The sequence below is a fragment of the Pseudomonadota bacterium genome, assembly GCA_039028155.1.
In the GTDB taxonomy this organism is placed as follows: domain Bacteria; phylum Pseudomonadota; class Alphaproteobacteria; order SP197; family SP197; genus JANQGO01.
The window spans coordinates 21,076-47,084 of record JBCCIS010000039.1 but is presented as its reverse complement, the minus strand read 5'-3'; the positions used below and the strand labels follow the sequence as shown (position 1 = coordinate 47,084).

The 26,009-nt window shown below is 60.7% G+C and carries 28 protein-coding genes; 18 read left to right on the top strand and 10 right to left on the bottom strand.

Annotated elements, in window-relative coordinates:
* Positions 1-98 precede the first annotated feature (98 nt).
* Positions 99-596, bottom strand: a complete 498-nt coding sequence (locus AAF563_18310; GenBank protein ID MEM7123241.1) for a hypothetical protein — start codon at positions 594-596, stop codon at positions 99-101.
* Positions 597-1,034: 438 nt separating this feature from the next.
* Positions 1,035-2,609 carry a class I adenylate-forming enzyme family protein gene (locus AAF563_18305; protein ID MEM7123240.1) on the bottom strand — a complete coding sequence of 525 codons (1,575 nt, stop codon included), beginning with the start codon at positions 2,607-2,609 and terminating at the stop codon, positions 1,035-1,037.
* Positions 2,610-2,659: 50 nt separating this feature from the next.
* Between AAF563_18305 and AAF563_18300 the strand changes: the two genes are divergently transcribed.
* Positions 2,660-3,724, top strand: a complete 1,065-nt coding sequence (locus tag AAF563_18300) for an NAD(P)-dependent oxidoreductase (protein ID MEM7123239.1) — start codon at positions 2,660-2,662, stop codon at positions 3,722-3,724.
* A gap of 194 nt (positions 3,725-3,918) precedes the next feature.
* Here AAF563_18300 and AAF563_18295 read toward each other — a convergent pair whose 3' ends face one another.
* On the bottom strand, positions 3,919-5,262 hold the full coding sequence (locus AAF563_18295; GenBank protein MEM7123238.1) for an NAD(P)/FAD-dependent oxidoreductase: 1,344 nt from the start codon (positions 5,260-5,262) through the stop codon (positions 3,919-3,921).
* A 270-nt stretch (positions 5,263-5,532) separates the two neighbouring features.
* Here AAF563_18295 and AAF563_18290 point away from each other — a divergent pair, with 270 nt between their 5' ends.
* Complete coding sequence (locus AAF563_18290; protein MEM7123237.1) at positions 5,533-6,231, top strand: hypothetical protein; 699 nt, start codon at positions 5,533-5,535, stop codon at positions 6,229-6,231.
* A gap of 98 nt (positions 6,232-6,329) precedes the next feature.
* Positions 6,330-7,136 (top strand): alpha/beta hydrolase, encoded by an 807-nt coding sequence (locus tag AAF563_18285; GenBank protein ID MEM7123236.1) that lies wholly within the window; start codon positions 6,330-6,332, stop codon positions 7,134-7,136.
* A 4-nt stretch (positions 7,137-7,140) separates the two neighbouring features.
* On the opposite strand, the gene AAF563_18280 is transcribed toward AAF563_18285, so the two are convergent.
* The 3 genes from AAF563_18280 to AAF563_18270 all read right to left on the bottom strand — a co-directional run bounded on the left by AAF563_18280 (position 7,141) and on the right by AAF563_18270 (position 9,078).
* A complete protein-coding gene (locus tag AAF563_18280; GenBank protein ID MEM7123235.1) occupies positions 7,141-7,461 on the bottom strand; it encodes a hypothetical protein in 321 nt (106 codons plus the stop codon).
* A 310-nt stretch (positions 7,462-7,771) separates the two neighbouring features.
* Positions 7,772-8,302, bottom strand: a complete 531-nt coding sequence (locus tag AAF563_18275) for an SET domain-containing protein-lysine N-methyltransferase (protein ID MEM7123234.1) — start codon at positions 8,300-8,302, stop codon at positions 7,772-7,774.
* Positions 8,303-8,493: 191 nt separating this feature from the next.
* Positions 8,494-9,078, bottom strand: coding sequence for a GNAT family N-acetyltransferase (locus AAF563_18270; protein MEM7123233.1), 585 nt, complete (start codon positions 9,076-9,078; stop codon positions 8,494-8,496).
* 338 nt (positions 9,079-9,416) lie between these two features.
* Here AAF563_18270 and AAF563_18265 point away from each other — a divergent pair, with 338 nt between their 5' ends.
* The 9 genes from AAF563_18265 to AAF563_18225 all read left to right on the top strand — a co-directional run bounded on the left by AAF563_18265 (position 9,417) and on the right by AAF563_18225 (position 18,113).
* Positions 9,417-10,223 carry an SDR family oxidoreductase gene (locus AAF563_18265; protein ID MEM7123232.1) on the top strand — a complete coding sequence of 269 codons (807 nt, stop codon included), beginning with the start codon at positions 9,417-9,419 and terminating at the stop codon, positions 10,221-10,223.
* Between the two features lie 95 nt (positions 10,224-10,318).
* On the top strand, positions 10,319-11,563 hold the full coding sequence (locus AAF563_18260) for a D-arabinono-1,4-lactone oxidase (protein MEM7123231.1): 1,245 nt from the start codon (positions 10,319-10,321) through the stop codon (positions 11,561-11,563).
* Between the two features lie 246 nt (positions 11,564-11,809).
* On the top strand, positions 11,810-12,106 hold the full coding sequence (locus AAF563_18255) for a ribbon-helix-helix domain-containing protein (GenBank protein MEM7123230.1): 297 nt from the start codon (positions 11,810-11,812) through the stop codon (positions 12,104-12,106).
* Between the two features lie 81 nt (positions 12,107-12,187).
* The gene (locus AAF563_18250) at positions 12,188-12,583 is read left to right on the top strand and encodes a VOC family protein (protein ID MEM7123229.1); all 396 of its coding nucleotides are present in this window, start codon (positions 12,188-12,190) and stop codon (positions 12,581-12,583) included.
* 40 nt (positions 12,584-12,623) lie between these two features.
* Positions 12,624-13,127: a hypothetical protein gene (locus AAF563_18245; protein ID MEM7123228.1), complete on the top strand. Its 504-nt coding sequence runs from the start codon at positions 12,624-12,626 to the stop codon at positions 13,125-13,127.
* Between the two features lie 14 nt (positions 13,128-13,141).
* The gene (locus AAF563_18240) at positions 13,142-14,707 is read left to right on the top strand and encodes a GMC family oxidoreductase (protein ID MEM7123227.1); all 1,566 of its coding nucleotides are present in this window, start codon (positions 13,142-13,144) and stop codon (positions 14,705-14,707) included.
* 373 nt (positions 14,708-15,080) lie between these two features.
* Positions 15,081-15,317, top strand: a complete 237-nt coding sequence (locus tag AAF563_18235) for a hypothetical protein (protein MEM7123226.1) — start codon at positions 15,081-15,083, stop codon at positions 15,315-15,317.
* Between the two features lie 184 nt (positions 15,318-15,501).
* Positions 15,502-17,283 (top strand): radical SAM protein, encoded by a 1,782-nt coding sequence (locus tag AAF563_18230; GenBank protein ID MEM7123225.1) that lies wholly within the window; start codon positions 15,502-15,504, stop codon positions 17,281-17,283.
* Positions 17,284-17,369: 86 nt separating this feature from the next.
* Positions 17,370-18,113: an acetoacetate decarboxylase family protein gene (locus AAF563_18225; GenBank protein ID MEM7123224.1), complete on the top strand. Its 744-nt coding sequence runs from the start codon at positions 17,370-17,372 to the stop codon at positions 18,111-18,113.
* Positions 18,114-18,218: 105 nt separating this feature from the next.
* Here the strand turns inward: AAF563_18225 and AAF563_18220 are convergent, their stop codons facing one another.
* The 3 genes from AAF563_18220 to AAF563_18210 all read right to left on the bottom strand — a co-directional run bounded on the left by AAF563_18220 (position 18,219) and on the right by AAF563_18210 (position 20,173).
* Positions 18,219-18,935 carry a phenylalanine--tRNA ligase beta subunit-related protein gene (locus AAF563_18220; protein MEM7123223.1) on the bottom strand — a complete coding sequence of 239 codons (717 nt, stop codon included), beginning with the start codon at positions 18,933-18,935 and terminating at the stop codon, positions 18,219-18,221.
* A gap of 94 nt (positions 18,936-19,029) precedes the next feature.
* Positions 19,030-19,494, bottom strand: a complete 465-nt coding sequence (locus AAF563_18215) for a GNAT family N-acetyltransferase (protein MEM7123222.1) — start codon at positions 19,492-19,494, stop codon at positions 19,030-19,032.
* A gap of 124 nt (positions 19,495-19,618) precedes the next feature.
* The gene (locus AAF563_18210; GenBank protein MEM7123221.1) at positions 19,619-20,173 is read right to left on the bottom strand and encodes a YHS domain-containing (seleno)protein; all 555 of its coding nucleotides are present in this window, start codon (positions 20,171-20,173) and stop codon (positions 19,619-19,621) included.
* Positions 20,174-20,369: 196 nt separating this feature from the next.
* Between AAF563_18210 and hemN the strand changes: the two genes are divergently transcribed.
* The 4 genes from hemN to AAF563_18190 all read left to right on the top strand — a co-directional run bounded on the left by hemN (position 20,370) and on the right by AAF563_18190 (position 23,755).
* The gene (gene hemN, locus AAF563_18205; protein ID MEM7123220.1) at positions 20,370-21,692 is read left to right on the top strand and encodes an oxygen-independent coproporphyrinogen III oxidase; all 1,323 of its coding nucleotides are present in this window, start codon (positions 20,370-20,372) and stop codon (positions 21,690-21,692) included.
* Positions 21,693-21,784: 92 nt separating this feature from the next.
* Entirely contained in the window at positions 21,785-22,168 is a 384-nt protein-coding gene (locus AAF563_18200; GenBank protein MEM7123219.1) for a RidA family protein, read from the top strand.
* Positions 22,169-22,232: 64 nt separating this feature from the next.
* Positions 22,233-22,847: a pyridoxamine 5'-phosphate oxidase family protein gene (locus AAF563_18195; GenBank protein ID MEM7123218.1), complete on the top strand. Its 615-nt coding sequence runs from the start codon at positions 22,233-22,235 to the stop codon at positions 22,845-22,847.
* 26 nt (positions 22,848-22,873) lie between these two features.
* Positions 22,874-23,755, top strand: coding sequence for a phytanoyl-CoA dioxygenase family protein (locus AAF563_18190; protein MEM7123217.1), 882 nt, complete (start codon positions 22,874-22,876; stop codon positions 23,753-23,755).
* A gap of 27 nt (positions 23,756-23,782) precedes the next feature.
* On the opposite strand, the gene AAF563_18185 is transcribed toward AAF563_18190, so the two are convergent.
* Positions 23,783-24,658, bottom strand: a complete 876-nt coding sequence (locus AAF563_18185; protein MEM7123216.1) for a LysR substrate-binding domain-containing protein — start codon at positions 24,656-24,658, stop codon at positions 23,783-23,785.
* Between the two features lie 188 nt (positions 24,659-24,846).
* Between AAF563_18185 and AAF563_18180 the strand changes: the two genes are divergently transcribed.
* Together AAF563_18180 and AAF563_18175 are read left to right on the top strand one after the other, a co-directional pair.
* Complete coding sequence (locus AAF563_18180; protein MEM7123215.1) at positions 24,847-25,572, top strand: SDR family oxidoreductase; 726 nt, start codon at positions 24,847-24,849, stop codon at positions 25,570-25,572.
* A gap of 23 nt (positions 25,573-25,595) precedes the next feature.
* Positions 25,596-25,991: an ectoine synthase gene (locus tag AAF563_18175; GenBank protein ID MEM7123214.1), complete on the top strand. Its 396-nt coding sequence runs from the start codon at positions 25,596-25,598 to the stop codon at positions 25,989-25,991.
* Positions 25,992-26,009 lie beyond the last annotated feature (18 nt).

Sequence of the window (26,009 nt, the reverse complement as noted above, 5' to 3'; positions counted from 1 at the left end):
CACGGGGCCGGCTGCGGTCACCGACACGGTGGACATGCCGCGTGCGTCACGCTGACAGCGTGGCGGCTGCTTCGACCGGCGAACCGCGCGCGCTGACGCTAGTCGCTGCTCTCGGTCGATCGTTTCAGAATCATGCGCCCGGCCAGGGCGAACTCACCGGACTCCAGCATGGTCATCGCCATGGTGTCGTCGTCGATCAGCACGATCCGATGAAAGCCTATGTCGGGCGTGTCAGCAAAAAGAATGGTTTTGCTGTCCCAGTCAATGACGCCGACCAGTTTTTCCGTTGCGGTTTCGGTGAGGTCCTCGCCGTCGTGGCCGTGCACGCCCGACGGGTTTGTGTAGACCATGACAGCGGATAGGAGCGCACCTATCTGTTCGTCGATGTCGATACGCATCGTGTGACCGTCTCGCGCCACCTCCATGGGCGTGCCGTGCCAAAAGTGCAACTGCCCTTCGGTGGCGACCCAACTGCCGACCAGATCGGGCAGATCGGGCAGATCGTCCGCACGTACAGCGCTCACTGCAAAGTTGGTGGAGATGACTATTACGGTCAGCGCGCAGGTGCCCACGATCAACTGGCGGATAAATCTCATTGTCGACCTCATGCAGTTGGTGTTTCTGGAGCTGACTGCTCACGCGTTGTGCGTTACGCCGCCTCGGCTTCGGTCATTCCGCGGCACGACGCATCCAGCGATGACCTAGCTCCTTCTCAAAATCCCCTCTGCACTCTTAGTTTGCAGCACATGATTGGGTCGTGTCACGCGCTTGGGGTCAACCATGTACTTGCGACAGCGTGCCGCGGCCTGCGGTTGCATGCGATCGGACGAGACGATGCACCCACCCGGCTGATGGCCCAAAGGGCGGCCTTCGCCCGGCCGGGTGCGTCCGCCAACACGTTGGGCATGTCCCGCATGACATGAAACAGAAGACGGTCGCGGTGGGCTGGCGGGCCCGACGCCCCGACGCCGACCACGCCCGCAAGGAGGTGATCCACGGCGTGGGCTACGTGGGAGGATGCAGGATGCGACGTCCTAGACAATCACGGCAGGGGCTTGCTCGTGGTCCCTGGCCGCCATGGCTTTCAGCGTGACTCGGTCGACCTTCCCGGTGGCGTTGAATGGCATCTCGTCGAGCACGACAACCACTTCCGGTGCTTTGTAGCCGATACGCGCGCGGGCGAAGTCAATCAACTCTTGCTCCTTAAACGTCTCCACATCGTCTTTCAGGGTTACGTAGGCGCGAACGTTCTCGCCGTGCACCAAGTCATCCACGCCGACAACGCCGGCCAGTTCGACAGTCTCATGCTCCAGAAGGACTTCTTCGATCTCCTGCGGCGAAATGTTCGAGCCGTCGTGAATGATGATCTGCGACTTGCGGCCAGCGAACCAGTAATAGCCGTCGTCGTCGACGTACATCACGTCACCAGTATCCAACCAGCCGTCGACGAGTGTCGTCGCCGTGGCCTCAGGGTTTCCCCAGTAGCCGATCATGTTGGCGGGCGAACGCACGAAAAGCCGCCCCTTTTCGCCACTCGGCACCTCAATGCCATCGTCGTCGCGAATTGACAGCTCAAAGCCCGCACAAGGGAGGCCGACCGAACCGTCACGACGCTTCTTTCCGTAGCAGAGCGTAGCAAAACCAATCTCGGTCATGGCGTAATTGGTGGAGATCTTCAACCCCGTTAGCGCACCGACCTCATCCTCAAGGACGTGCGACACCTTGTCGCCGCCGCTCAGGCACATGCGAAGCGATGTAAAGTCCTCAGGCTTGGCGTCATGGTCGCGTATCAGGCGGAACAGAAACGCCGGCAACATGCCCAATATCGTCGGGCGTGTCTCGCGAAGTAGCCGCAAGAGTTCCTCGTCTACGTAGGTTCGCGCAATATCGACGCGCGCCCCGGCCGCGAGTGCGGCCAACCCGAACCCGATCCCGCCCATGTGCGATATTGACAGGCCGGGCAACATGATGTCGTCGGGTGTGAGATGGAAACTGACGACCGTGCTGGCCAGGACATTACCGATCGTCTTGTGGGTATGGGTGACCCCCTTCGGATTGCCGGTACTGCCCGACGTAAAAAGTACAAACGCCGGCAAATCCGGCGCGGGCGTCGGCAGGTCCGGCATAGCGGAATCTGGGTCCATCAGGGTATCGAACGTCAGGCCGCCTGATGCGGGCTGACCGGGGTCGTCGTACCAAATGATACCCTTCGGCAAATGCTCCGCCAGTTCGCTCGCGGCGACGTCACCGGCACGTTCCCGGTGAACCAGAATCACGGACGCTTCACTGACGCGAAGGGCGTGATCCACCTCCGGTGGCATGTAGCGATAGTTGAGGGGTGTGGCGACAAGGCCCGCCTTCAGGCAGGCTAGATAGTGAACCACCAAGACGACACGGTTGGGCATCAAGGATGCGACCCGATCGCCAGGTCTCAACCCAAGCCCCAGGTAGTTGCCGGCAAGTCGACGGGCCGCCACGTCCAGCTCGCGCCAAGTCCACCGGACCTCTGTTGAAACCAGAGCCGGTTCGTCAGGTTTGAGTTGCAGACCGATCTCCAGAATATCACTGACAACGACCCGCCTATCGAGCGAGGGCCCGGAATGCGGCATGTTTCCCCCCTTTATGAACCGCCGGCCTAACGGGACACTATCACGGCTCATTGTCGCGCCGCAGCCCGGCTCAGCGTGATATGACGATAGAAAGGCCTATCCGGGCATACTCGCTCGTTGTTGATGGCCCATCTGATCCAGGCAATCCGCATGCCGCCATTGGGGGAAACATGAAGCCGATAAAGGGCGTCTACCTGAGCGATACCCTTGACTTGAACGCCTACTACTCGGACGCCTTCGCGCCCTATGACGGCGACGTCTTGATGCACGACCCATCGGAGATTGAGGCCACAGGTGACATCGAGTTTGCCCTGTGCTGGGAACCTGCCGACGACGCTTTCAACGCCTATCCCGCGCTCAAGCTGGTTTCGTCAATTGCCGCGGGCGTCCACAACATCCTGCGATGCTCCAGTCTGCCAGAGACGGTATTGGTCACACGCGTCCGCGACCCCCAACAAGCCAGAGACATGGCGGCTTTTGCCGTAAGGCAGGTTGTTGACGTGCACCGCCGTATGGCCGAGCTCACCCAGCAGGAAGCCGCACGGGTCTGGAAACGGATGCCATATGCGTCGACACAAAGCTACCGCATCGCGGTTCTGGGCTATGGGCTCATGGGGCATGCGGTTTCGGATACTCTGTCAAACCTTGGTTACCATGTGGTTGCGTACGCCAAGAACACGCGCAGCCCCACCGGATCGGTCCGGGTCTTTTCTGAGAGGGAAGGTGTGCTGGTCGCGGTTCGTGACGCGAATGTCGTCATCGATCTGATGCCGGCGACCGACGACACCAACGGGCTTTTGAATGCCACCCTGTTTTCCGCTCTCGCGGACAGCGCGACGCTGATCCAACTGGGCCGCGGACCGCACTTGGTGGAAGACGATCTCTTGGCGGCCCTCGAATCAGGCAAGATCGGCCATGCTGCGCTTGATGTTTTTGCAACGGAGCCACTGCCGAAGGACCATATCTTCTGGTCTCATCCAAAAATCTCCGTCACCCCGCACATCGCCGCTGAGTCGCGCAAAGACAACGTCGCGCGACTGGTGGTCGACGACATCCGCAGCGTATGGAGCGGCGCGCATCCCGTCGGGCTCATCGACCGGTCCCGCGGTTACTAAACCCTCGGGCACTGTCACCGCGGCCAAGGATCCATGGTGCTTAACGTGATGATTCCGGTCCCCGTCGAATGACCGCATTGAGTCGTCAATCGTGGGCCACTGCGGGCCCAATCCACGCTGACGTTCCGACATGGGCAGGCGATATCACGCCACCTGGTTCGTGCGGTTCAGGCGCAATGCGGCCTGCCGCGACGTCATCCCAATGCCGCGATCACCTCTCGCGCCGCGCGTTCGCCGCTGTCCCAGGCGCCGCCGCAGGTCGCGTAATAGGCACCGGCTGCTGCTTCGCCGGCCCAGAACAAGCGATCATCAAGCGGGCGGGCCAGTTCGGCACGTGCACCATGGGCGCCAGGCCGCAGCGCCGCATAGGCGCCCAGCGTCAGCGGATCGCTCGCCCAGTGGGTCAGCGTACCTTTGACAAAACTATCACGCGCCTTGCTGCCGACCATGGTTTCGACCTCGCCGAGCGCAAAGTCGACGGCGGCATCAGTACCTGCCTCCGACATATCCCAGGCGAAATCGCCACCCATGAACCCGATCATGAGGTTCTGATCGAACGGCCAGGTCAGGAAGAAGCTGGCCTCGGCCGGTACTTCCTCGGGCACGAGGTAGGTCAGCCACTCGTTGGGGCGGAAGCCGAGACGCGAACCCTCGAACTGCAGCGCGACTTTGGCCAGAAGACCCATCGGCAGGTCGGCGATGGCCTGTTGTTTGGCGGCCGGCAGGGCGGGGTCGAAATCGATGGAGCCGGCATTCAACACGCCGGTGGAGACGGTGACGATGCAGGCCTTCGCGCGAATGTCGCCGGAGGGCGTGGTGACCGTTACGCCATCGCTACCCCACGCGATCTTGGTGGCGGGTGTCGAGAGCATGACCGGGACATCGGCGCCCAGGCGCGAGACCAATGTGCCAAAACCCTGCTTGATCAGATAGGTCGTTCCGGCATCCGCGCCCGACCACCAATCGAGTGTCGACATCTCGTCCATGTCGACGCTCATTCCCATCGCGATCCAGGATTGGGAGGTCACCGAGAACGGCATCTTGGGCATCACCGTCGAGGCGGCGACATCCTGTCCGCTGCGGCCGGCATCAGAGATGGCGCCGACCACCGCATCGTATGCGTCCCCGTACTGGCCATACTCGGTATCGTTCGCCTCACGATCGCCGACATAGAGTGCTTCATCGGCGCCGGAGTGTGGCTGAACGTCGAACCCGTAGGACTCGGCTGCTTCAAGGAACATGTCGACCTTCGCGGTCTGGATCCACGAACAGCCATGGTCGAAGGGTACGCCGAAGGTCTCCGATTCCGTCCAGGCCCGGCCGCCAATGCGGTCGTTGGCCTCCAGCACCACGACCGACCGGCCGTCTGCGATAAGCCTCTTGGCCGCGGCGATCCCGGCGGATCCAGCGCCAATCACAACGACATCAGGCTCGGACGTGACCTGTGCTCGCGCCACAGCCGGCAAGGCTATCGCCGCGAGGGAGGACGACAACAACATGCGTCGGGACAGGTTCGAGAATGGGTTGCCTGGTGTCATCGGTGAGCCTCCTTCGCCGGTCCGCACGGGCCAAGCCCCGTAATTCTACACCGTAGAAATAGTCTCATTCAGGTGTGATTTCAACCCTCATACGCCACATGGGCTCTCGCGAATGTCTGATGCGGGCGTCCCGGCATCGATCGTGTCATGGCGGCGGGAAGGGTGCCGTACTTGCCCTTAAGGCCGCAGTTAGGTCTTGTCGGCACCAGGGGACCGCGCTCATAGTTCTTGTTCTACAGGGCGCCTTAGCCAATGGGGGTTCGCAGTCCCATGCTTATCGTGTCGTCTGTTAAGCGAATCATCGTCGTCCTGGTCGCTGTTTTGCTCGCTGGCTGTGGCCAGGAGATTTTGGTCTTCGATGGCACGCGTTATACGCCAGAAGATTCGACCGATGGACCGATACCCGGCGATCCCGATGGCGACCAAATCATTCTGACCGAATGCTCGCCTGATCCGGAGATCACCTTTTTCCCGACAACGCTGACTGAACCAACGCTCGGTCTTGAAATCCGAAAGCGCTGCCAAGCGTTCTTCGAGGTGGTGCCGCACGACTTTGCCAACACAAGTTCGCAAGTCTATCGCATCAGCTGGCTTGGGCAGGGAGACGAAGCAATCATAACACCCATCTTCGCGGGGACGACCGATAACTCGGATGCTACGATTGAGTTTATTGCGGGTTTCCATTTCGCGTATTGGCCGCCTGGACATAACGCGCCGGAAGCCTTTGCAAGCATGGATGGCTTGGGTGCTGCACACAGAATCACCATCACGGTTCCAAGGGTATCAGGGCGCGTCGAAGTGCGCGCTGAGAGTTTTGATGAAGGAGAGCTTCAGAACGACGCCGTTGAGTTTGAGATGGTTAAACCCAACAACGCACTGAACCTGGCGGGACTCCTGATCCTCGTTCCGTCTGGGTCAAACAGGCCTTACGTCATTGCCGACGTCTTTGTGACCATCGACAGCATCTAGCCCGCGGTACCGTTGGGAGATTGACAAGTGGGACCCAGGTTAGGTCGCCATTGCCTGCCGCCCAGCAACGGGGCAGATTGCAGACAAGGGAGTGCGCAATGGCAAGAGTAAGGATCGCCAACGGTCTAATGTTGGACTACCTGGAATGCGGCGATCGCCAGGGTGCCGCTATTCTATTCGTTCACGGTTACCTCGACAGCTGGCGGGTTTGGGAGTCAAGCTTGCCGTTCTTGCCCCACAATCATCGTTTGGTCTTTGTGACGCAGCGCGGATTCGGTGACTCCGACAAACCCGAACAGGGCTATCGGCAGATTGATTTTGTCGAAGACATCAAGGCCTTCATGGACGCCGTCCAACTCGACCACGCCGTTATCGTCGGCCATTCGATGGGCGGGCTGATCGCCCATTACCTCGCACTCCTGTACCCAGAGCGGGTCGATGGCCTGATCCTTGTCGCCACCTCGGCAAGCGCAAGCGAACTAGTCGAGGACTGGAGTATCGGCGACCATGACGTCATGTCGCTGACGGATCCTATCGATCCGGACTTCGTCCGGCAGGCGCAATCCGAGGACGTTCGCGCACCCGTGCCGACCCATCGTCTCGAGGGTCAAATCTTTGAAGCTATGAAGGTTCCCGCTCGCGTGTGGGGCCAGTCCATGCAAGGCATGTTTGACGAAGACCATCGCGACCGGTTGGGGGACATTAACGTACCCGTACAAATCCTCTATCCCGAACTGGACATGTACTTCACACGCGACCAGCAAGATGAGCTCTTGGCCTTGTTGCCCAACGCATCGCTCAAGGTCTATCCCGGCGCTGGGCACGGCTTGCAATGGGAGTTCCCGGAAGAGTTTGGCGCAGATGTCTCGGCGTTTGCCAATGATCTGGCTCGCCGCATCGCGTAGCCTACTAGCTCGGTGCGATGAAGTAACCGCGCATGATTGCGTGCTGCAAACCGGAGGGCGGCCCCTTTGGATTCTCTCCGGTATCGACGCAGAGCTGCGCGGTCGGGGCCAGGACAAAGCCGCTGGTCATGGCTTCGCTGGTTCCACCTTCGCCCTCGTCATTCAAGAAGATCGTGGATTCGAACACACGCTCGCGTTCGTTCGGGTTCGCGAGGTTCTGTATGAAGACACGAAGGACAACCCGCGTACCGGCCTCCGCCGCGCCGTTGGGATGTCTGTACTGCCAATCGACATCGGTGACGACGAGCGACCTGTCCGGCGGCATTTGAAACGGCTGGAGGGCGCCGTTGCCATCCTGAAAGACGCGCCGGAATGTCGTGCCGGCTGTTGAGCCTGTGCACCCGGTATCCCCCGATGCCGACTCAATGACAACATGTGCATCCGAGGTCTGGCCGAGGTGGGTGCCCCCGGCACATCCGGCTAGTAGCAGGAATCCAAAGATCGACACAATGCGGGTCGTGGACATCACCAATTCCCCCGACGTCATCTGTCCCTCGGCTGAACGATTATCGGCCACGATCTACCTTGTGTCGAGAATTCGCCGAGGTTGACCGGTTGCCGCCTGAACATCGCCGTCACCCATCATCCAGATAGTCGTCACGGATGTCATACTGTTCATAGAGAACGTCGTAAAAGGCCGGGCCGTCGTCGTCGGCAGCATAGTCATTGGCCAGCTCTTCGCCTGTCTCGATGTCCCGTGTTGCGACCAGTGAATAGCGGTCGTCGTGAAGCGCCGCGGCCACCTCGTCAAGATAGCGGGGAGACCTGACATCGAGCGACACCCTTGCCGGGCCGGATTTGTTCGTGGCCAGGTTCGGTTGGCTTGAGTGGTTTATCAGGATGCCGTCATCGAGAGCTCTGATCAGGCAACCGGGAAACTCTTCAAAAGCGTGGACGTGCGTTAGCTCATAGATCACGTCCGCAGATGCCATCCCTTCGACCTTCGCCAAAAACGACGGCTCATCGTAGACGACAAAGACACCGGGACTGTGGCGCCAAACGACACTTCCCTTCTTGATCGGTTCACCAGCAAAGACACCAAGGCCCTTGTCCTCTGTCTTTTGGACGCTGTAGGAAAAGCGAAATCCAGTTTCCGTGTCGGGCATGTCAGACACTCCTGAGGTCGGGAGAACTCAACCGGCCTGGACACTGGTGTACCGTGACCCTTGGCCAGGGGACAGCGTTGAACGTTGCGGGCGGTCAGCAACCATGTTCGCCTTTCGCCATCAAGGCCGATGAGACACGCGCGTCTATCCCACCTTCATGGCGCTGTTGCACGTTAGACCATGACGCACGGCTAAAGCGCCCGCGTCATCAGCAGAATGTCACCGCCGTAGCGAATCTTCTCATGGGCGACGGCCGGTGCGCGCGCGCTTTCCTTATAGCCAAGCGATTGATAGAGCCGGACGGCGCCCCGGTTCTCGGCGAACACGTTGAGACTCATCTCCTTGAAGCCCTTGGTCTTCGCCGCCGCCTCGACCTCCGCCATCAGACGTTTGCCGACGCCGGCGCCTTGAAACTCAGGATAAACCGCCAAGGCCATGACGTAATAGCTGCCGTCAGCGTGCATGGCCATGAAGGGTGCGTAGACATAGAGGCGATCGTCGGGCGCAAGCGGATCGGGAGGGCCATCGCCCATCGCATCCATGGGAAAGGCGTGCACGGAGCCTAGAACGCTCTCGTCGTTTTCTGCGACCATGCAGTTCGAGAAGGCCGTTGTCGCACCGGACCGGGAGAACAGATGTTCGACAATGACGTTGGCGCTGCGGCCCGGGATGACACCATCGTAAACGGCTTCCACCAAACCACCCGACGCCTCCATGAGAGCGTGGGCCAAATGCGGGATGTCGGCAACTGCCGCGGGTCTGATTGAGGTGCTCATGGCGGTTGACTCTCACGTTGAAGAGATCGTGGCGGTCTCTCTACAGTGCGACTCTAGCGCGGCGCTGGATCGAGATCTAATGGGAAGCCCCGCCAGTTTCCTCGTCGCCACTTGACAGGTCAGCAAGCAGCCATCGCAGGCGGCTCCATTGAACAAGCGAGCGCACACCATATGTGTCGCCGCCTTGGCAGTACGAGAAGGCCGTTGAGACCATGGCGTCGCTTAGGCAACCCGCAACAACGCGCTGCCAGCCGGACAGTCGATGACAGCGCGCCTGGCGCGTAGTTAAATGCTTGAGCAACGAAACCGAGAAACAGTAACGGCAAGCAGGGGTAATCATGTCGGGAGCAGCAATCGCGCCGGCCGTGTCGACAGGCGCGAAGAGATTCGAAGGCAAGTCCGTCTTGGTGACGGGCGGCGCGGCAGGCATGGGCCTGGCAGCCGCGCGGATGTTCGCCGCGGAAGGCGGCCGCGTGGCCGTCCTCGACATACAGGATCAGGCCGGTCAGGCGTTTGTCGAGGAGGTCAAGCAGCTAGGCGGCGACGCGTTCTTTCACCAAGCCGATCTTTCCAAGCCGGCCGAGGTCGAGCGTGGCCTTGGCGCCGTGATCGAGGCGATGGGCGGCATCGATGTTCTCTTCAACCACGCCGGCAGCATCATCGTGAAGCCGTTTCATGAAACGACGGACGAGGATTACGACCGCTTGATGGATACAAACCTGCGCTCTGCCTTCGCGGTGACGCGTGGGGTCGTCCGGCACATGATGAACAACGGCGGCGGATCGATTGTGTGTACGGCGTCGATCGGCAGCGAGCGGGCGTTCGTCTTTGAATCGCTGTACTGCATGACAAAGGCGGCCGTGCTGATGCTCTCGAACTCGATCGCCGTCGAGTGCCGCGATTACGGCATTCGCTGCAATGCCGTCTGCCCGGGTTTCGTCAAAACGGCGCACGGGCTTCGCGAGATCGACGAACTGGACGGTCTCGGCCAGCAGTGGCAGGAGGCCGATCTGGCGGCGACCCAGGTTCGGATCTGCGAACCGGAGGAGGTCGCCGCGGCGGCGCTGTTCTTGGCGTCCGACGAGGCAAGTTTTATCAACGGTGCGTCGATCTATGTCGACAACGGATGGTTTGTGAAAGGGTGAGGGTGCAGGTCGCGCGTGGTGGTCAATGCGAGAGCCGGGAGCGTCGATCATATGCAATCTACCGAAAGCAGTGGTAAACGCAGGTGGGTGAAAGCATGACGTGGGATGAGGGTCATGGCGGTTTCACGCCGACCAGTTGGACCAATTGGGTCGGCAATCAACGGTGTGAGCCCGCCAAGATCGTTGAGGCGGGCGATGAGGACGCGATTGTCGCTGCGGTAAGACAAGCGGCCGACCATTCGCTTGCCGTAAGAACGCCTGGAACCGGGCACAGTTTCACGCCGAATGCGTTGAGCGATGGGATCCTGTTGAACACCCGTGGGCATAATGGGATCGTCGCGATCGAGCCAGAGGCCAAACGCGTCATCGCGAAGTCGCATACGACGATCGGTCAATTCGGTGAGCCTCTGTGGGCGTCCGGTCTCTCGTTGAAGAACCAGGGCGACATCGATACGCAGGCTATTGCCGGTGCGATCGCGACATCGACGCACGGCTCCGGCAAGGACTTTCAGAGCTTCTCTGGCGCGCTCAGGGCATGCCGCCTTGTCGACGGACGGGGCGAGGTTCGCACCCTGTCAGTCGAGAGTAACCCGGAGCTTTTCGGTGCGGTTCAGACGTCGCTCGGGATGCTGGGGATCATGACCGAGGTAACGGTGGAGGTCATGGACGCCTACCATCTTCACGAGCAGATCGTCTTCATGCCAGCGGGTGAAGTCATCGAACGATGGGACGACCTGATCCAGACCTACCGGCATTTTTCGTTCTTCTGGATGCCAACGGATGGTTCATCGGTTCTCTACGGCTTTCCCGAAGCCGAAGCCGACATGTGTATGGTCAAGCTCTATCAGGAGACCGATGAAGAGCCGGGCGCTAACGAGCTGCCGGACGGCGAGAGAACCGACCGGGCCTACCGGATCTATCCGCATGTGTTTGAACCGAACTTTCATGAACTCGAGTACTTCATGCCGGCTGAGGAATCCTTGGACGTCTTCCTCGCGCACCGCCGACTGATGCTCGACTCTCTGCCCGACAGTGTCTTTCCCATGGAGGTCCGCTTCGTCGCCCGTGACGACGCCTGGATCAGTCCGAACTACCAGCGCGACAGCCTGGTCATCTCCGTTTCCGGTAAGCCAGGGACCGACTACTGGCCCTATCTCAGGACGTGCGATCAACACCTCTTGGAACGCGGCGGACGGCCGCATTGGGGCAAGCTGCATTTCTCGACGGCCGAGCGCCTGTCGGAGAGCTTCCCGCGCTATGAAGACTTCAAACGGGTGCGCCGGGAGTTCGATCCGAAAGGGATCTTTCTGAACGACCACCTTCGGCCCCTGTTTGAATAGCGCCTTGATGTGAACGCGGCATCGTCCAAAGCGCCTCGCAAGCGCTTGTCGCGTCACAAGGCCACGGGTCTCTCCACAGACCTCAAGCGCCATGCTGACGTCGGTCTGACAGCCAAGGCTGCTATTGGGTTGCCGCTCTCGCGCGATGGAGCCCCGTCGTTGTGCAGCGCAGCAACAAGACTGGGCATTGATCCATGCTCGTCAAATGGTCTAGCGTGGCAAAAAAACAAAGGGGAGGACTGATCGATGTGTCAGATCTTTGCGGGGCAAGATCCCGAGGTCTATGAAAGTGAGACGCGTTCGCTGCGCCTGAACGGCCAGTGCACGTCCATTCGTCTGGAGACCGCTTACTGGGAAATGCTGGACGGCATCGCCGAGGCCGAGGGCTTCAGGACGCCGGCGTTCATTTCTAAGCTACACTCCGAAGTGCTTGAATTGCATGGCGAGGCGCGCAACTTCACATCGCTCCTGCGTTGTGTCTGCCTGCAGTTTCTCAGACGCGAGGCCGGGCTTCTGGATGGCCCATCCGTTGCCGCCGAGTAGTAGCAGCGTAGTATAGGAGTAACACCAAGTACGTGTTTCGCCGGCCATACTGAACACAGTATCAGGCGGGGCGGGCGAACCTTGGCTAAAGCAATCCATTCCATGATCCGCGTCTTGGACGAGGCGCGGTCGATTGAGTTCTACAAGACGGCCTTGGGACTGGACGTCGCCGATCGAATGGACTTCGACGGCTTCACGCTGGTCTATCTACGCAATGCCGACGCCGACTTCGAGGTCGAACTGACGGTCAACAAGGGCCGTGAGGAACCATACGACCTCGGTGATGGCTACGGGCACATCGCTTTTTGTGTCGACGATGTCGATGCCGAGCATGAGCGCATGATCGCAGCCGGCCTTTCTCCACGAAAACTGGTCGACTTCGCGCCGGGTGGCGACGTCATCGCCCGCTTTTTCTTCATTCAGGACCCCGATGGTTATGAGATCGAGGTCCTGCAACGTCACGGGCGCTATCGATGAATCGCCCCAACCAAAACTCTACGGAAAAGGGAGGAGAGCTATGAACCTGTCTCGACGTGTCGTGTTGCTGGGGACGGCATCGGCGGCGGTCATGACATCCGCGATTGCCGGCATCAAGGCGGAGGCGGCGATGCAAGTGGGGTCGGACGCAGAAAGCAAGACGGTCCTGTTGCGCATGGTCAGGGTGATGTATCCCCACGACAAGTTCAGCGATGCCCCTTATCTGCGCACGTGCGATGCGGTGATCGGGGCCGCCAACGGCAGCGTTGGTCAGGCGCTCATGTTCTCCGACGGCATACAGGATCTGAAGGCCTCAGGCTTCACCGACATGGACGATGCCGCCGCCCTGGCGCATCTGACGTCGATCGAGGGCACACCGTTCTTCCAGCTGGTTCGCGGCAACGCCGTTGTTGCGCTCTACAACGATGGCGAGGTCTGGGAAGCCCTCGGCTACGAGGGCGCCAGTTTCGACAAGGGTGGCTACATCAATCGCGGGTTTAACGACCTCGATTGGCTGCCCGAACCGCGAATCACAGAGGCCTGAGATAGGGGGATATCATGAGCACGATTGCACACGATGATGCCGTCGTCGTCATTGTCGGCTCCGGCGCCGGCGGCGGCACGATGGCCTATGAGTTGACCAAGGCCGGAATCCCCTGCGTTCTGCTTGAAGCCGGTCCGTTCCTGAAACCGGCGGACTACAAGAACGATGAATGGGAGGCTTTCGGCCAGATGGCGTGGCTCGATCCGCGCACGACCAGCGGATCGTGGCGGGTGTCGACGGATTTCTCCGGTTTGCCGGCCTGGCTGGTCAAGGCAGTCGGCGGCACGACGACCCATTGGGCCGGTGCCACGCCGCGCTTCCTTGGCTATGAGTTCGAGGCGCTGACGACCTATGGCGAGGTCGACGGGGCGACATTGATGGATTGGCCGATCTCGTTGTCGGATATGGAGCCGTACTACGACGCCGCTGAGAAGGCGATCGGGTCGACCCATGTGCACGGCCGGCCGCCGCTGCCGGCCAACAACAATTACAAGGTCTTCGCCAATGGCGCCGAGCAGGTTGGTTACACGCGCTATGCCACCGGGCCGTATGGCACGAACGCCGAGCCTTACGACGGCCGTCCGGGCTCGGTCCAGGACGGGTTCAATTTCCAGGGCGACAAGAATACCTCGAAATGGAGCACGGCCGTGCGCGAGATTCCGCGCGCGGTGGAGACCGGACTGTGCGATCTACGACCTGAATCCCATGTCGTCAGGATTACCCACGACGCCTCCGGCAGGGTCGACGCGGTGCTCTATGTCGACAAGGACGGCAACCTGAACCGTCAGGCGGCGAGGGCGGTGTGTGTCGCCGGTAACTCGATCGAGACGCCGCGTTTGCTGCTGCTCAGCGAGTCCAACATGTTCCCGAGCGGTCTGGCCAACGGCTCCGACCAGGTCGGGCGCAACTACATGCGCCACATGACCGGCTCGATGTACGCCTGGTTCGATCAGCCGGTGAAGATGTACCGCGGCGAGACCATGGCCGGCATCATCAAGGATGAGGTCCAGAATGACCCGTCCCGCGGCTTCGTCGGCGGGTACTACATGGAGACGCTGTCACTGGGCCCGCCGTTCCTGGCCAGCTTCATCGAACCTGGCATGTGGGGCCCGGACTTCACCAACATGATGGATCACTACTCCAGCATGGCGGGCATGTGGATTGTCGGTGAGGACATGCCGCAGGCGACCAACCGGATCACGCTGTCAGATACGGTGACCGATCAATGGGACCTGCCGGTCGCGAACGTCCACTTCGACGATCACCCCAACGATGTCGCCATGCGCAACTATGCCTACGAGAAGGCCGAGGCGCTCTATCAGGCGGTCGGCGCGGTCGGTACGCATCGCACGCCGCCCTATCCCTCAACCCACAATCTGGGCACCTGCCGGATGAGTGCGAACGCCGAGGACGGCGTGGTCAACAAGTGGGGTCAGGCGCACGAGGTGCCGAACCTCTTTATCTCCGACGGATCCGTCATGACCACCGGCGCGGCGGCCAACCCGACACTGACGATCGTCGCATTGGCCATCCGTCAGGCCGAATATCTGACGGGAGAGGTCAACAACGGCAACATCTAGTCTGCCATTGGAGTCGATATAGCAGGGCCGGTGTGGCTGTTGTGGCCACATCGGCCCGCTTTTTTGGCCGCGGCAACGGCGATCGGCCGCGACCGGGATCGCCGGGCGGATGCTACTTGTCGGTGCTGGTGGCGGGCGACTAGTGCTGACCCGACCGAGCGATTGTCAGGTCCTACCGCTGAATACGTCATCATTTGATCAGCTCATACGATGAATCGTTTGGTTGCACAGGGTGTACGGTGCGGCGTTTGCAAACGGGACACGCTTCGGTACTGTTTTCGACGTACTCTACCGCGTGATTGACGCCATCGCGGCGGCCACGCGTGCGCGACCGGGTTGGACGAGAGGTTTTGTTACGTGCGGGAAAGTCGTCATGGATGACATCGACTACAGTGAAAAGGTTCGGCTGGTCGCATCCTGGTTGCCCGAGGGATATGAGGACATCAGCCTGGCCGAGGCGGTGATCAAGGTAATGGCGCTTGAATCGCTGCGCGACGACATGAACGTCGGTATTGTTTTGAAGGGTCGCACGACCCTGACCACACGCAAGCAGATCAAGGCGATTTTCGACAGGCCCGACTTCCCCTCGGGCGCGGAGCGCAACCGCTAGGGTGCCGTTGCGACTGCAGGCCGGCACAACAAGACAGAGTATCCGTCGCCTACTTTTCTGCGAGTTTCCGGTGTTTTCTTCGCGTTTTCTTTGGGCGGAGTTAATCTGAAGTTTCGCGATGACTTGGTGATTGCCAAGATCTGCTGTAAAACAGACCACATGTCTCATGCTGGGAGGGGCGAAGATGTCCCAGTTGAAGACGTTCAAAGTGGTGTTGATCAAGCCGTCGCACTACGACGATGACGGCTATGTCATCCAGTGGCTCAAGTCCATCATTCCATCGAACACACTGGCGGCGCTCTATGGCGTCATCGGCGATTGCGCCGCGCGCAAGGTGCTGGGTGATGATGTCAGAATCGAAATCGACGCCTACGACGAAACCAACACCGTCATCCCAATCAAAAAGATTATTCGTTCTCTGGGAGCTTCTGATGGCGGTTTCGTCGGGCTGGTCGGCGTGCAGTCGAACCAGTTCCCGCGTGCCGTCGATCTGGCGCGTCAGTTTCGCGCCCACGACCTGACGGTCATCATCGGCGGGTTTCATGTCGCCGGCTGTCTGGCCATGTTGCCCGAAATGCCGCCCGAAATCGGCGAAGTCCAGGAGATGGGGGTTTCGCTCTATGCCGGCGAGACCGAAGGCCGGATGGACGAGGTGCTGCTTGACGTTTGGAACGGCATCGTCAAGCCGCTCTATCGCTATATGTCGGATCTGCCGGACATGGACGGTACGCCGGTGCCCTATCTGCCCGATGACTTGATCGCCAAAGCAGCCGGCAACTACACAAGCTTCGATTCGGGCCGCGGTTGTCCGTTCCAGTGTTCGTTCTGCACCATCATCAATGTTCAGGGCCGCAAGTCCCGTTACCGCTCGCCGGACGATATCGAGCAGATTATCCGGATCAACGAAGCCCAAGGCATTCGTCGCTACTTCATTACCGACGACAACTTCGCGCGGAACAAGAATTGGGAAGCGATCTTGGATCGCATGATCTATCTGCGCGAAGAGGAGAAGTTCCGGTTCAAGTTCATTATACAAGTCGACACGCTGTGCCATCGAACGCCCGGCTTCGTGGAGAAAGCGGCGCGCGCCGGTTGCAACCGCGTATTCATCGGGTTGGAGAACATCGACCCCGACGCGCTGATGTCGGCCAAGAAACGCCAGAACAAGATCTGGGAATACCGCGACATGATGCAGGCCTGGAAGCACGCGGGCGTCATCACCTATGCCGGATACATCCTGGGTTTTCCCGACGACACGCCGGAGAAGATCAAGCGCAACATCGAGATCATTCAGCGTGAACTGCCGCTTGACCTGATCGAGTTCTTTTATCTGACGCCGCTGCCCGGTTCGGAGGATCATCAGACCCTGCACCGCGACGGCGTGTGGATGGATCCCGATCTCAACAAATATGACCTGAACCACCGCGTCTCACATCACCCGGTCATGACCGACGAGGAATGGGACCGGATCTACCTTGACGCCTGGAAGCTCTACTACACGCCCAAACACTTCGCGACGGTGATACGACGGCAGGCGTCGCTGGGTTTGAAAACCAAGTCGCTCTTCCATGGCATGGGCGGTTTCTACGCGTCGATCATGTATGCGAATGTCCATCCCCTGGAGGCTGGTTTCTGGCGCCGCCGGGTGCGCAAACAACGCCGGCACGGTATGGCGCTGGAAAACCCGCTGATCTTCTATCCCAAACGAACGTGGATGGAGTTCTGGTCACACGCCAAGTTCCTGGCTCTTTATCTTCGGCTGAAGTGGATTCACGATCGTGTCGTTAGTGATCCATCCGTACGCGACTATTCGGATCTGGCGATGACACCGACGGCGGCGAACGAACGCGACGACCTCGACCTGATCCGGGTTTTCGAGGATCAGATTCCCGACACTTATGGCGCTCCGGTGAAACGAAAGAAAAAGGATAGCGCAGCAGAGGCCACAGCGGTCCCTGCCGAGTAAACCCTTCGCCTGTACAAGACATGGGCTGGGGGATGGGTCGGTCTGTGGTACCTTGGCCATCGCAAGCAGCATGGGTCGGGGTAGATATGGCAAGATCGTTCGTGACGCCGGCAAACAACATGCCGGTACAGGCGCCGCTCATTCCCGATCCTTTCGTGCCGTACCACTGCCCGGGCAACCGGTCGGTCTATGCGGTCTGCCGCGGCGATGAAGCGTCCCTGCGCGCTATTCTGGAACCCACGCCCTTCGACTTTGTCGACGATCGGTTTGTGGTGTCGGTTACCGATTTCAGCAACTGCGACAAGGTACCGTTCTTCGATGCGGCGATCGTGCTTCCCGTGCGCTACGGCGACATGGTGGGCGGTCACTATATCTTCGAGTATGAGGACGATGATCGTGCGATCGCCGCCGGTCGCGATCTGTGGGGATACCCGAAAAAGTACGCTGCGATCTCGTTGGAACGGCATGACGATCTGGTCCGCGGAACGGCGGTGCGCCACGGCGCCACCGTGATCGATATCGAGGTCCCACTTGAATACGGCGCCAAGGCGCCGGCCAAACCGACCGTCGTGCCGCACCTCAACATTCGCTCGGTGCCGGCGCCGGACGGGCCGGGAACGTCGTTGCGTCAGGTTATCGCCAGGGACACATCGCCCGACTTCGTGCTCTCCGAGGAACTCTTCGGCCGTGCCAAAGTCTCGCTCTACGCCATACCGGGTTGTCCCCTGGACATCTTTAAGCCGGTCCAGGTGTTGGGCGGCGGTTTCATCACCGGCGATTTCCACGCGACCGAAGAAAACGGCTGGGGCCGTGTCGTCGCAACGCTTTAAGAGTTAGCGCGAGAGCCGCCAGCTGGGTGACATCCACGACAAGTCAGATGGCATTGCTGCCCGCGTTGATCGCCCAGCCAGCTCTGCTGCAGTTGAGCGGCCAGGTTACGATGTCGATGCGATGGGAAGTTCCGCCTGCGGCCGCTCGCGCGACAAAACAATGATGCCACACATGGCGCCACAGTGTTCGCGCAACAGCGCCGAAAGATCGGCGATGGCGGCTTCCAGATCACCCGGGCCCAGGCTCTGGATCGTCACCACGGCCCGCGTCGTCTGTGGCGTCACCGGACTACGCGCGTCCTGGTACCAGTTCCAACGCCGGCACAGCACTTTCTCGTCATCGGCATAGACGATCTCACCCAGCTTCGGCGGGTCGTTCGTTTCGGGTTCTTGCCCGAGGGCGTAGAACGTATCGTTCTCGCGCGATGGTCGGAACGACAGGTCACCTGCTATCCGGTCCAGATCGTCGGCGCCGAGCGGAAACACGTGGGCAAGCGACACCGCGTTATAGGCATCGACAAAGGGATTGATGCCGGCGAGTGCGCCGTCGCGCGCGACCTTGCGCACCAGGCGCTCAACGGAACAACGGTAGCTTGTCTTTTTGATGCCGAAGTCCTTGTAGGCTTGGCGCCACACGGCGACACCGGGGATGTCCGGCATGGCGACGTCGCGAAACCGGGCGGCGGCGTCCGCCTCGACCGCTTTGATGTGGTCGTCGAGAACCGCTGGCCGGTGCTCGGGTATGGTGAGCCCGGTCGCCGTTACGAAAGCAATCTGCAAATCTGGGAAGCGGTCGGCGATGGCCGATATGTCTGCGCGCATGGTCGTCCCGATAAAACAGGTTGGCGCGCTTTCCTATCGTCATTCGCGGCGATGTCCAAGCCGTCGTCTACTCCTCTCCTGGCGAATTGGCAGCCTAGGCGAGAGGCTTCTCCATAACGAAATTGGCCAGCGTTTGGCCGCCGCGCGACACCTCCTGACGTTTCACGACGCTGTAGCCGTGTCTCTCGAAGACCGGCCGGGCAGTCAGGCTGGCTTCGGTGGTCATTTTTGAAAGACCGTGGGCTCTGGCCTCGTTCTCCGCATGGGCCAGAAGAGCGGAGGCAACGCCACGGCGTTGCCGGTCCTTGGCGACGAACAGCATCTCGACATGCCCGGTGGAGGTGAGTTCGGTGAAACCGGCGAGCGAACCGTCGATCTCCGCCAGATAGCAGGTGTTGGCAGCGATACGTTTGGCCCAGACCGTCTCGTCGATGATGTCGGGCGCCCATGCGCGCACCTGGTCTTCGGTGTAGTCGCCAAGGTTCACCGAGCGCACGGTGGTGCGGAACAGGTCGATCAACGCCGCGACGTCGCCGTCGAAGGGCCGGACTGTGAGCATGTTCGTGTCCACCGGTGTCATAACGGCCGGACGTTACCGGCACCTTGTCTTCGCGTCGACGAGAACGACAATTGGCCCCGCCGGCAACCGGCGAGGCCATGTCATCGATGCAGATCGGTACCGCTTATTGGGGGTGGGCGATACCGTGGGGGTTGTAGTCGGGATAGTCGGCGTGGCGCGAGATTTCGGCCGCGCCTTCGGAAAGGCCCGTCTTCAGGCCGGGCCAGTTCTCATGCGCGCTGGCAATCCGGTCATCGGCTTCCTCCACGAACGCATCTTTCGTGTCGACGTCCCAGTTCAGGTAGAGCTTGCCGTCCTGGATCGACCAACCGTCAATGACATCGACCTCGGCGATATAGTCATCCGACGCCGCATAGGAACACCAGCCGCCGTGCTGCGGCGCATAGGCCGCGGGGTCGGCAGTGAAGGTGTCGCGGTTTTCGGCGGAGGCAAAGTGCCAGGTCGCGCCTTCCCATTCTGCGGTGTAGGCGGCGTCACCCTTGGTCGCGGCGCCGGTCGTAAAATAGGCGACGGTATCGTAGCCGTCGATGGCGACACCTTCAGGCGTCGTGTTGATGTGCTGGTTGGATCCGGCTTGAGCCGTGGCAGCAAAGGCGATGACGGCCGCGGCAGCAAGCGCCGTGGTCGTGCCACGCGCCCAGTTCAAAACACCTAACATGTTATGCAGTTCCCAATGGCCTGAGTGAGTGTCAAGCCACCCGATCGCTTGATAGATAGGGGAATTGTGTGTGGCTTGTCATCACAAGGTGATGGCAGCTTCTCACGAATGCGCGAGGGAAAGCCGCCATGCGACCACGGCACTGGCGTTGATCCACGTCAACGCGCGCGATGGCGTCAGCAGTCAGGATCGGACCATGACGAAGGATCTCATCGCGCGATATGGCCGGCGCCTGCCGCGCTATACCAGTTACCCCACCGCGCCCCACTTCCATGATGGAATCGGCGGCGAGGTTTACGGCACCTGGCTCGATGCGTTGGCAGCCGATGAGCCGCTGTCCCTCTATCTGCATGTGCCGTTTTGCGACAGCCTGTGCTGGTATTGCGGCTGTCACACCAAGGTCGTCAACCGATACGCGCCGATCGCCGGCTACCTCGCCGATCTGATCGACGAGATTGCTCTGGTTGCCGACCGGCTGGGCACCCGCCATCCGGTCACACATATCCACCTGGGTGGTGGCTCGCCAACTGTGTTGCGGCCTGATGATCTGGAGCTGCTGGGTGACGTCCTGCGCGAGCGGTTCGAGATCAACGACGACGCGGAGATCGCCATCGAAGTCGATCCGCGCGGCCTGAGATCAGCGACTGTTGCCGCGTTGCGCGCCATCGGGATCAACCGGGTCAGTCTGGGCCTGCAAGACATCAACCCGACCGTGCAGATGGCTATCAACCGGTTTCAGCCGCCGGCGACCAACCGCGATGCCGTGACCATGGTCCGTGACGCCGGGATTAAGGACCTCAACCTCGATCTGATGTACGGCCTGCCGCGTCAAACGTTGGAATGCGTCCTGGCGACCGTCGATCACGCGCTTACCCTGAAGCCGGACCGTATCGCGTTGTTCGGCTACGCCCATGTTCCCACCATGAAGCGTCATCAGCGCCTGATCCCCAAAGCCGCCTTGCCGGACGCTGCCGCGCGTCTGCAGCAGTCTGAGGCAGCGGCGAGGCAGCTGGTCGACGCAGGGTTTGTGCGCATCGGCTTCGATCACTTCGCACGTCCCGAAGATCCCATGGCCCAGGCGGCGACGGGGCGGGGCCTGCAACGGAACTTCCAGGGCTACAGCACCGATGTGTCGGAGACCCTGCTTGGCTTTGGCGCGTCATCGATCGGAACATTGCGGCAGGGTTACGTCCAGAACGCCACGGATGTCGGGAGCTGGCGCGACAACGTGAGGCGCGGGGCACTGCCGACAGCGCGTGGTATCGCCTTGACACAAGACGACCGGCGGCGGCGCGCGATCATCAACGACCTGATGTGCCATCTCTCGACCACGCTTGTGTCAGGTGAGTTCGAGACGGAGCGACAGATGCTGGCGCAGTGCGAAGCAGATGGTCTCGTCCGCCTGAACGGCGACACGGTTTGTATCACCGAGCGTGGCCGCCCCTTGGTGCGCAACATCGCATCGGCCTTCGACGCCCATCTTAGCCAAACCGGTGCGCGACACGCCCAAGCCATCTAAGGAAGAGATAAATTCGTTCCGGGTCCAACTTGAATGGGCTTGGCCGACCGCGTATCCGTGTTTGCACCATTCCAGTCAGGGGGTTTGCAGCCATGGAACAACGCAGTATCAACGCGCCGGACGCACCCGGGGCAGCGGGCGGCTATGCCCAGGCGCGTGAGGTCTCCGGCGAGCGCCGCACGCTCTACATCAGCGGCCAAATCCCGGTGCGGGCCGACGGCACCACGCCGGACGATTTCGTCGAGCAGGCCCGCGTTGCCTGGACCAATGTCGAGGCGCAATTGCGCGCCGCAGGCATGAGCCTGGAGAACATTGTCAAACACACGACGTTCCTTGCTGACCGCCGATACCGAGACGATAATCGAACGGTCAGGAACGAGGTTCTCGGCGATCTGGATCCCGCACTCACCGTGATCATCACAGGCATCTTTGACGAAGCCTGGCTGTTGGAGATCGAGGCGGTCGCGGTCGCCTGAACAAGCAGGTTGTCGGCCAGATACCGGGCAGGCAGGTTGGCCTGCCATTTCAAAGGAAGGGTTGATGACGTTCTACCACGAAGGCATGCGCGAACTTCAGGACCGTTACGAGGGACGCGCCGTACCGGACAAGCTCGAAGAACACCGCTTGCGCACGGTTTTCAATGACGAGGACCGCGAGTTCATTGAGGCGTCACCGTTTTTCTTTCTCTCGACGGCCTCGCCGGACAGCGTCGACTGTTCGTTCAAGGGCGGCGAACCCGGTTTTGTGCGCGTGACCGGCGACAATACGCTGGCGTGGCCTGACTATGACGGCAACCGCATGTACCGCAGCCTCGGCAACATCATGCGGAACCCGCGTGTCGGCCTGCTGTTCATCCGCTTTGACGGTAAGCTCTACAACGCCGGGGCCCGCCTGCGCATCAACGGCCATGCCCAGATCGACGATTCGCCGGAGGCCATCGAGGGGCTGCCCGGCGCCAAGCGGCTGCTTCGTGTCACGGCCGAGCACATCTTTCCAAACTGTCCGCGCTACATTCCCAAGCTGGCGATCGAGGAACCGTCTGTCTATGCGCCGCGCGACGGTTATCAGCCGCCAGACCCCGACTGGAAGTCCAGACCGTACCTGAAGCCGATCTTTGACAAGGAGCGCGAGCGCTCCGACCGTGACGGACGGTAGCGGCCGTCGCCGAGGGGCGAGGAACTATGGCAACACCACACGCCGAACAGCTACGCGAAGAAGGCTACGCGATCGTACGCGGATTCGTGCCGCCCGATGAGATGGCCGCGATCGAGCGCGCGGTCGATGACGTCTATGCCCAGGGGATGAAACACCGCAAGACCTTCCGTCACGGCAACCTGATGTTCGAGCTGTTGAACGATCCGGACGCGGGGAAGAAGATCGTCCTGCAAGCCTATTGGTTCGCCTGGATCAACCGGATCCTGGAAGAGCAGCGTCGTCATCCGCGTTACTTGGAGGCGCTGGGACCTATGCTGGGGCGCGACATCAAACACATCTCGAACCAGATCCACTGGAAGCACCCGGGTGCCAAGTACACGTTCTACCGCTATCACCAGGACGTCCGCTTCCGCGAAAACAAGGCGGTCTATCTGGGCCTCGACGACCTGGAGTCATCGTGGATCACGACCGGCTTGGCGGTGAACGCGCAGGATGGCGCCAACGGCGCCTTGCAAGTGTTCCCCGGCAGCCACAAGCGCGGTTACCTGGGTTTGTCCGAAGGCGGCACGATCATGGCCGGCGAGACGCCCGAGCAGCACCTGATTGACGCCGGCCTGGATCCCGCCGACATGGTGCAGTGCAAACTGGAACCCGGCGACCTCGTGCTGTGGACGCTCTATACGGTCCACGGCTCACCGCCCAACACCTCGGACCGCGAGCGCAAGTTTATCCTGAACGGCTATGCCCGCGCGTCGGCGTCGCCGGAGCGTGGCGAATGGGCGTTTCGCGACGGCATCTCGACACCCTTGGGCGACGAACAGCAGATCTGCAAGTTCGAACGCCTGCGCGAGGAACCCGACCCCGTCTACATCGACGACACCTGGACCGACGAGGCGCGACAAGTCTGAGTCGAAAGCGTGCTCTAGTCACGGGATCTACAGCGAGAAGAGCCAATTCCTGAGCAAGCGGATCGGCGCCCTTTCTTGATCGCCGTTGCGACAAACAAAATAGAGCGCGCGGTCCAGCGACACGATCGTGTCATCCAGTCTGACGACGCGGCCGGCGTCCAAATCATCGCCCACAAGAACACGCCGCGCCAGGGCCGCGCCTTGACCATCGATTGCCGCGGTGATCATGACCGCTGAATCCCGATAACTAACTTCCGCGGTGGCGACCTCTGACGGGTCCAGTCCCGCCGCGACGGCCCATTTGTCCCAGGATGGACTGAATTGATCGTGAAGCAGCGGCAGGCGTGCGATCGCCGACGGCGTCATTGGTAGCGTTTCACTCGCGACCAGCGAAGGCGCGGCGACAACGATCTGATCTTCACCGAACAGGCGTTCGCAGTGCAGGCCTTGCCAATCGGGAACACCGAACCGAAGGGCGACGTCGACTTCGCTGCTATCGAGGTCAATTACCTCATCGTTGGTATCGAGAAACAGAGCAATGCCTGGGTGCTGTGCTCGAAAGGCGGGGAGCCGCGGCACCAACCACTTGATGGCGAGCGACGCCGACAAGGATATCGTGACCGTGCGACCATCGTGCGCGCGTTGGACGTTCCTCAGGCCGCTTTGAAGCGCGGAAAAGGCTTGCCGGGTCGCCCTGTGCAACTGCTCGCCCGCCTCGGTCACGTCCACCCCGCCGGGGTGTCGATGGAGCAGTTGAACGCCGAGATAGGTCTCGAGCTGCTTGATCTGCCGGCTGACGGCGCCATGGGTGACGCCCAGGGACTGAGCCGCTTTGCTGAGGCTCATATGCGTTGCGGCGGCGTCGAAGGCCTGCAGCGCGCGAAGGTGGCGAACATCCGACATCCTATGAGTTTTTCTGACAGTGGTGTTCCATAAACTCGATTTACGCTGCTGGATCTCCTGCTAACCTGTTGAGGCATATGTTCCATTTTCTCATAGGTGAGACAATGAAAAACGGTAAGCTGAGCACGAGCGATGTTGGTGACGCTGGGGACCAGCACGCTGGCCCGTCAGGCATCAAGGTCGCACTCATGACAGGCACCGGGCAGGGTATTGGTCGGGGTTGCGCCATCGAGATGGCGAAGGCCGGTTACACCGTCTCCCTCATGTCGCCTTCCCGGCGGAGTATGGAGCTCGCCGAAGATCTCGGCGGCATTGGCCGCAGTGGCTCGGTCCTCGACACCGACGATTTGCAGGCGATGGTCGATGAGACCATGAGCCGATACGGCCGCATCGATGCGGTCGTCAGCAACATGGGTCACGGCGGCGGTGTGCCGGAAGCCATCAAAACCGTCGGTTTCGATCCCGACTTCGACGGACCATTGCTCGAACTCACGGATGAGCTGTGGCACGAAAGCCTCGACATGTATGTGCTCAATGTCGTGAAGCTGGCTCGGATGGTCACGCCCATCATGATGGAGCAGGGTGGTGGCGCTTTCGTCAACATATCGTCGATGAACACGGTTGAGCCGCGCGCGCCTTACCCCATGAGCATGCTTCGTGCCACCCTGCACAGCTTCGCCAAGCTCTATGCGGATCGCTATGCCAGACACAACATCCGCATGAACAATCTGATGCCGGGGTTCTGCGAAAACGTGAACCTTTCCGAGTTCGCGCTGAAATCCATCCCGGCCCAGCGTCCCGCAACCTTTGAGGAGATTGGTCACGCCTGCGTCTTCCTGGCATCCGAGAATGCGAGCTATATCAACGGACAGAACATTCTCTCCGACGGGGGAATGAACCGTGGTGTTCGATGAGAGAGTTTGAGTGGAGGTAGTAAATGATCGTTCGATCTCTCGAGGACGTCGTTGGATCAGACAGAGACGTCGAAGGCCCTGGATGGAAAAGCCGGCGATTGCTGCTTGCTTCCGATGGTTTGGGATTCTCCCTCAATGACACGGTTGTTATTGAGGGAACCTCGCTCACCCTGGAATACAAACATCACCTGGAAGCCTGCTACTGCATCGAGGGGCAAGGCGAGATCACGGCACTCAGCGATGGCAGCACGCATCAACTGGAGCCCTTTACCGTTTATGCGCTCGATCAGAACGACCGCCACACGGTGCGCGCGACCAAGGGAGACATGCGGCTGGTGTGCGTGTTCAATCCACCCTTGACTGGCCGGGAAGTCCATCGTGAGGACGGAAGTTACGCACCGCCGCTGCGCGACCCATAAGCCGTGGTCGAAGCAGTT

Bases quoted from the DNA above. Each gene is read 5' to 3' on its own strand.
- AAF563_18230 (MEM7123225.1), top strand. From the start codon at position 15,502: ATGTCCCAGTTGAAGACGTTCAAAGTGGTGTTGATCAAGCCGTCGCAC.
- AAF563_18290 (MEM7123237.1), top strand. From the start codon at position 5,533: ATGCTTATCGTGTCGTCTGTTAAGCGAATCATCGTCGTCCTGGTCGCT.
- AAF563_18265 (MEM7123232.1), top strand. From the start codon at position 9,417: ATGTCGGGAGCAGCAATCGCGCCGGCCGTGTCGACAGGCGCGAAGAGA.
- AAF563_18175 (MEM7123214.1), top strand. From the start codon at position 25,596: ATGATCGTTCGATCTCTCGAGGACGTCGTTGGATCAGACAGAGACGTC.
- AAF563_18310 (MEM7123241.1), bottom strand. From the start codon at position 596: ATGAGATTTATCCGCCAGTTGATCGTGGGCACCTGCGCGCTGACCGTA.
- AAF563_18220 (MEM7123223.1), bottom strand. From the start codon at position 18,935: ATGCGCGCAGACATATCGGCCATCGCCGACCGCTTCCCAGATTTGCAG.
- AAF563_18215 (MEM7123222.1), bottom strand. From the start codon at position 19,494: ATGCTCACAGTCCGGCCCTTCGACGGCGACGTCGCGGCGTTGATCGAC.
- AAF563_18190 (MEM7123217.1), top strand. From the start codon at position 22,874: ATGGCAACACCACACGCCGAACAGCTACGCGAAGAAGGCTACGCGATC.
- AAF563_18280 (MEM7123235.1), bottom strand. From the start codon at position 7,461: ATGCCGCCGGACAGGTCGCTCGTCGTCACCGATGTCGATTGGCAGTAC.
- AAF563_18195 (MEM7123218.1), top strand. From the start codon at position 22,233: ATGACGTTCTACCACGAAGGCATGCGCGAACTTCAGGACCGTTACGAG.
- AAF563_18260 (MEM7123231.1), top strand. From the start codon at position 10,319: ATGACGTGGGATGAGGGTCATGGCGGTTTCACGCCGACCAGTTGGACC.
- AAF563_18235 (MEM7123226.1), top strand. From the start codon at position 15,081: ATGGATGACATCGACTACAGTGAAAAGGTTCGGCTGGTCGCATCCTGG.
- AAF563_18285 (MEM7123236.1), top strand. From the start codon at position 6,330: ATGGCAAGAGTAAGGATCGCCAACGGTCTAATGTTGGACTACCTGGAA.
- AAF563_18200 (MEM7123219.1), top strand. From the start codon at position 21,785: ATGGAACAACGCAGTATCAACGCGCCGGACGCACCCGGGGCAGCGGGC.
- AAF563_18225 (MEM7123224.1), top strand. From the start codon at position 17,370: ATGGCAAGATCGTTCGTGACGCCGGCAAACAACATGCCGGTACAGGCG.
- AAF563_18210 (MEM7123221.1), bottom strand. From the start codon at position 20,173: ATGTTAGGTGTTTTGAACTGGGCGCGTGGCACGACCACGGCGCTTGCT.
- hemN (MEM7123220.1), top strand. From the start codon at position 20,370: ATGACGAAGGATCTCATCGCGCGATATGGCCGGCGCCTGCCGCGCTAT.
- AAF563_18270 (MEM7123233.1), bottom strand. From the start codon at position 9,078: ATGAGCACCTCAATCAGACCCGCGGCAGTTGCCGACATCCCGCATTTG.
- AAF563_18255 (MEM7123230.1), top strand. From the start codon at position 11,810: ATGTGTCAGATCTTTGCGGGGCAAGATCCCGAGGTCTATGAAAGTGAG.
- AAF563_18180 (MEM7123215.1), top strand. From the start codon at position 24,847: ATGACAGGCACCGGGCAGGGTATTGGTCGGGGTTGCGCCATCGAGATG.
- AAF563_18295 (MEM7123238.1), bottom strand. From the start codon at position 5,262: ATGACACCAGGCAACCCATTCTCGAACCTGTCCCGACGCATGTTGTTG.
- AAF563_18305 (MEM7123240.1), bottom strand. From the start codon at position 2,609: ATGCCGCATTCCGGGCCCTCGCTCGATAGGCGGGTCGTTGTCAGTGAT.
- AAF563_18240 (MEM7123227.1), top strand. From the start codon at position 13,142: ATGAGCACGATTGCACACGATGATGCCGTCGTCGTCATTGTCGGCTCC.
- AAF563_18275 (MEM7123234.1), bottom strand. From the start codon at position 8,302: ATGCCCGACACGGAAACTGGATTTCGCTTTTCCTACAGCGTCCAAAAG.
- AAF563_18245 (MEM7123228.1), top strand. From the start codon at position 12,624: ATGAACCTGTCTCGACGTGTCGTGTTGCTGGGGACGGCATCGGCGGCG.
- AAF563_18185 (MEM7123216.1), bottom strand. From the start codon at position 24,658: ATGTCGGATGTTCGCCACCTTCGCGCGCTGCAGGCCTTCGACGCCGCC.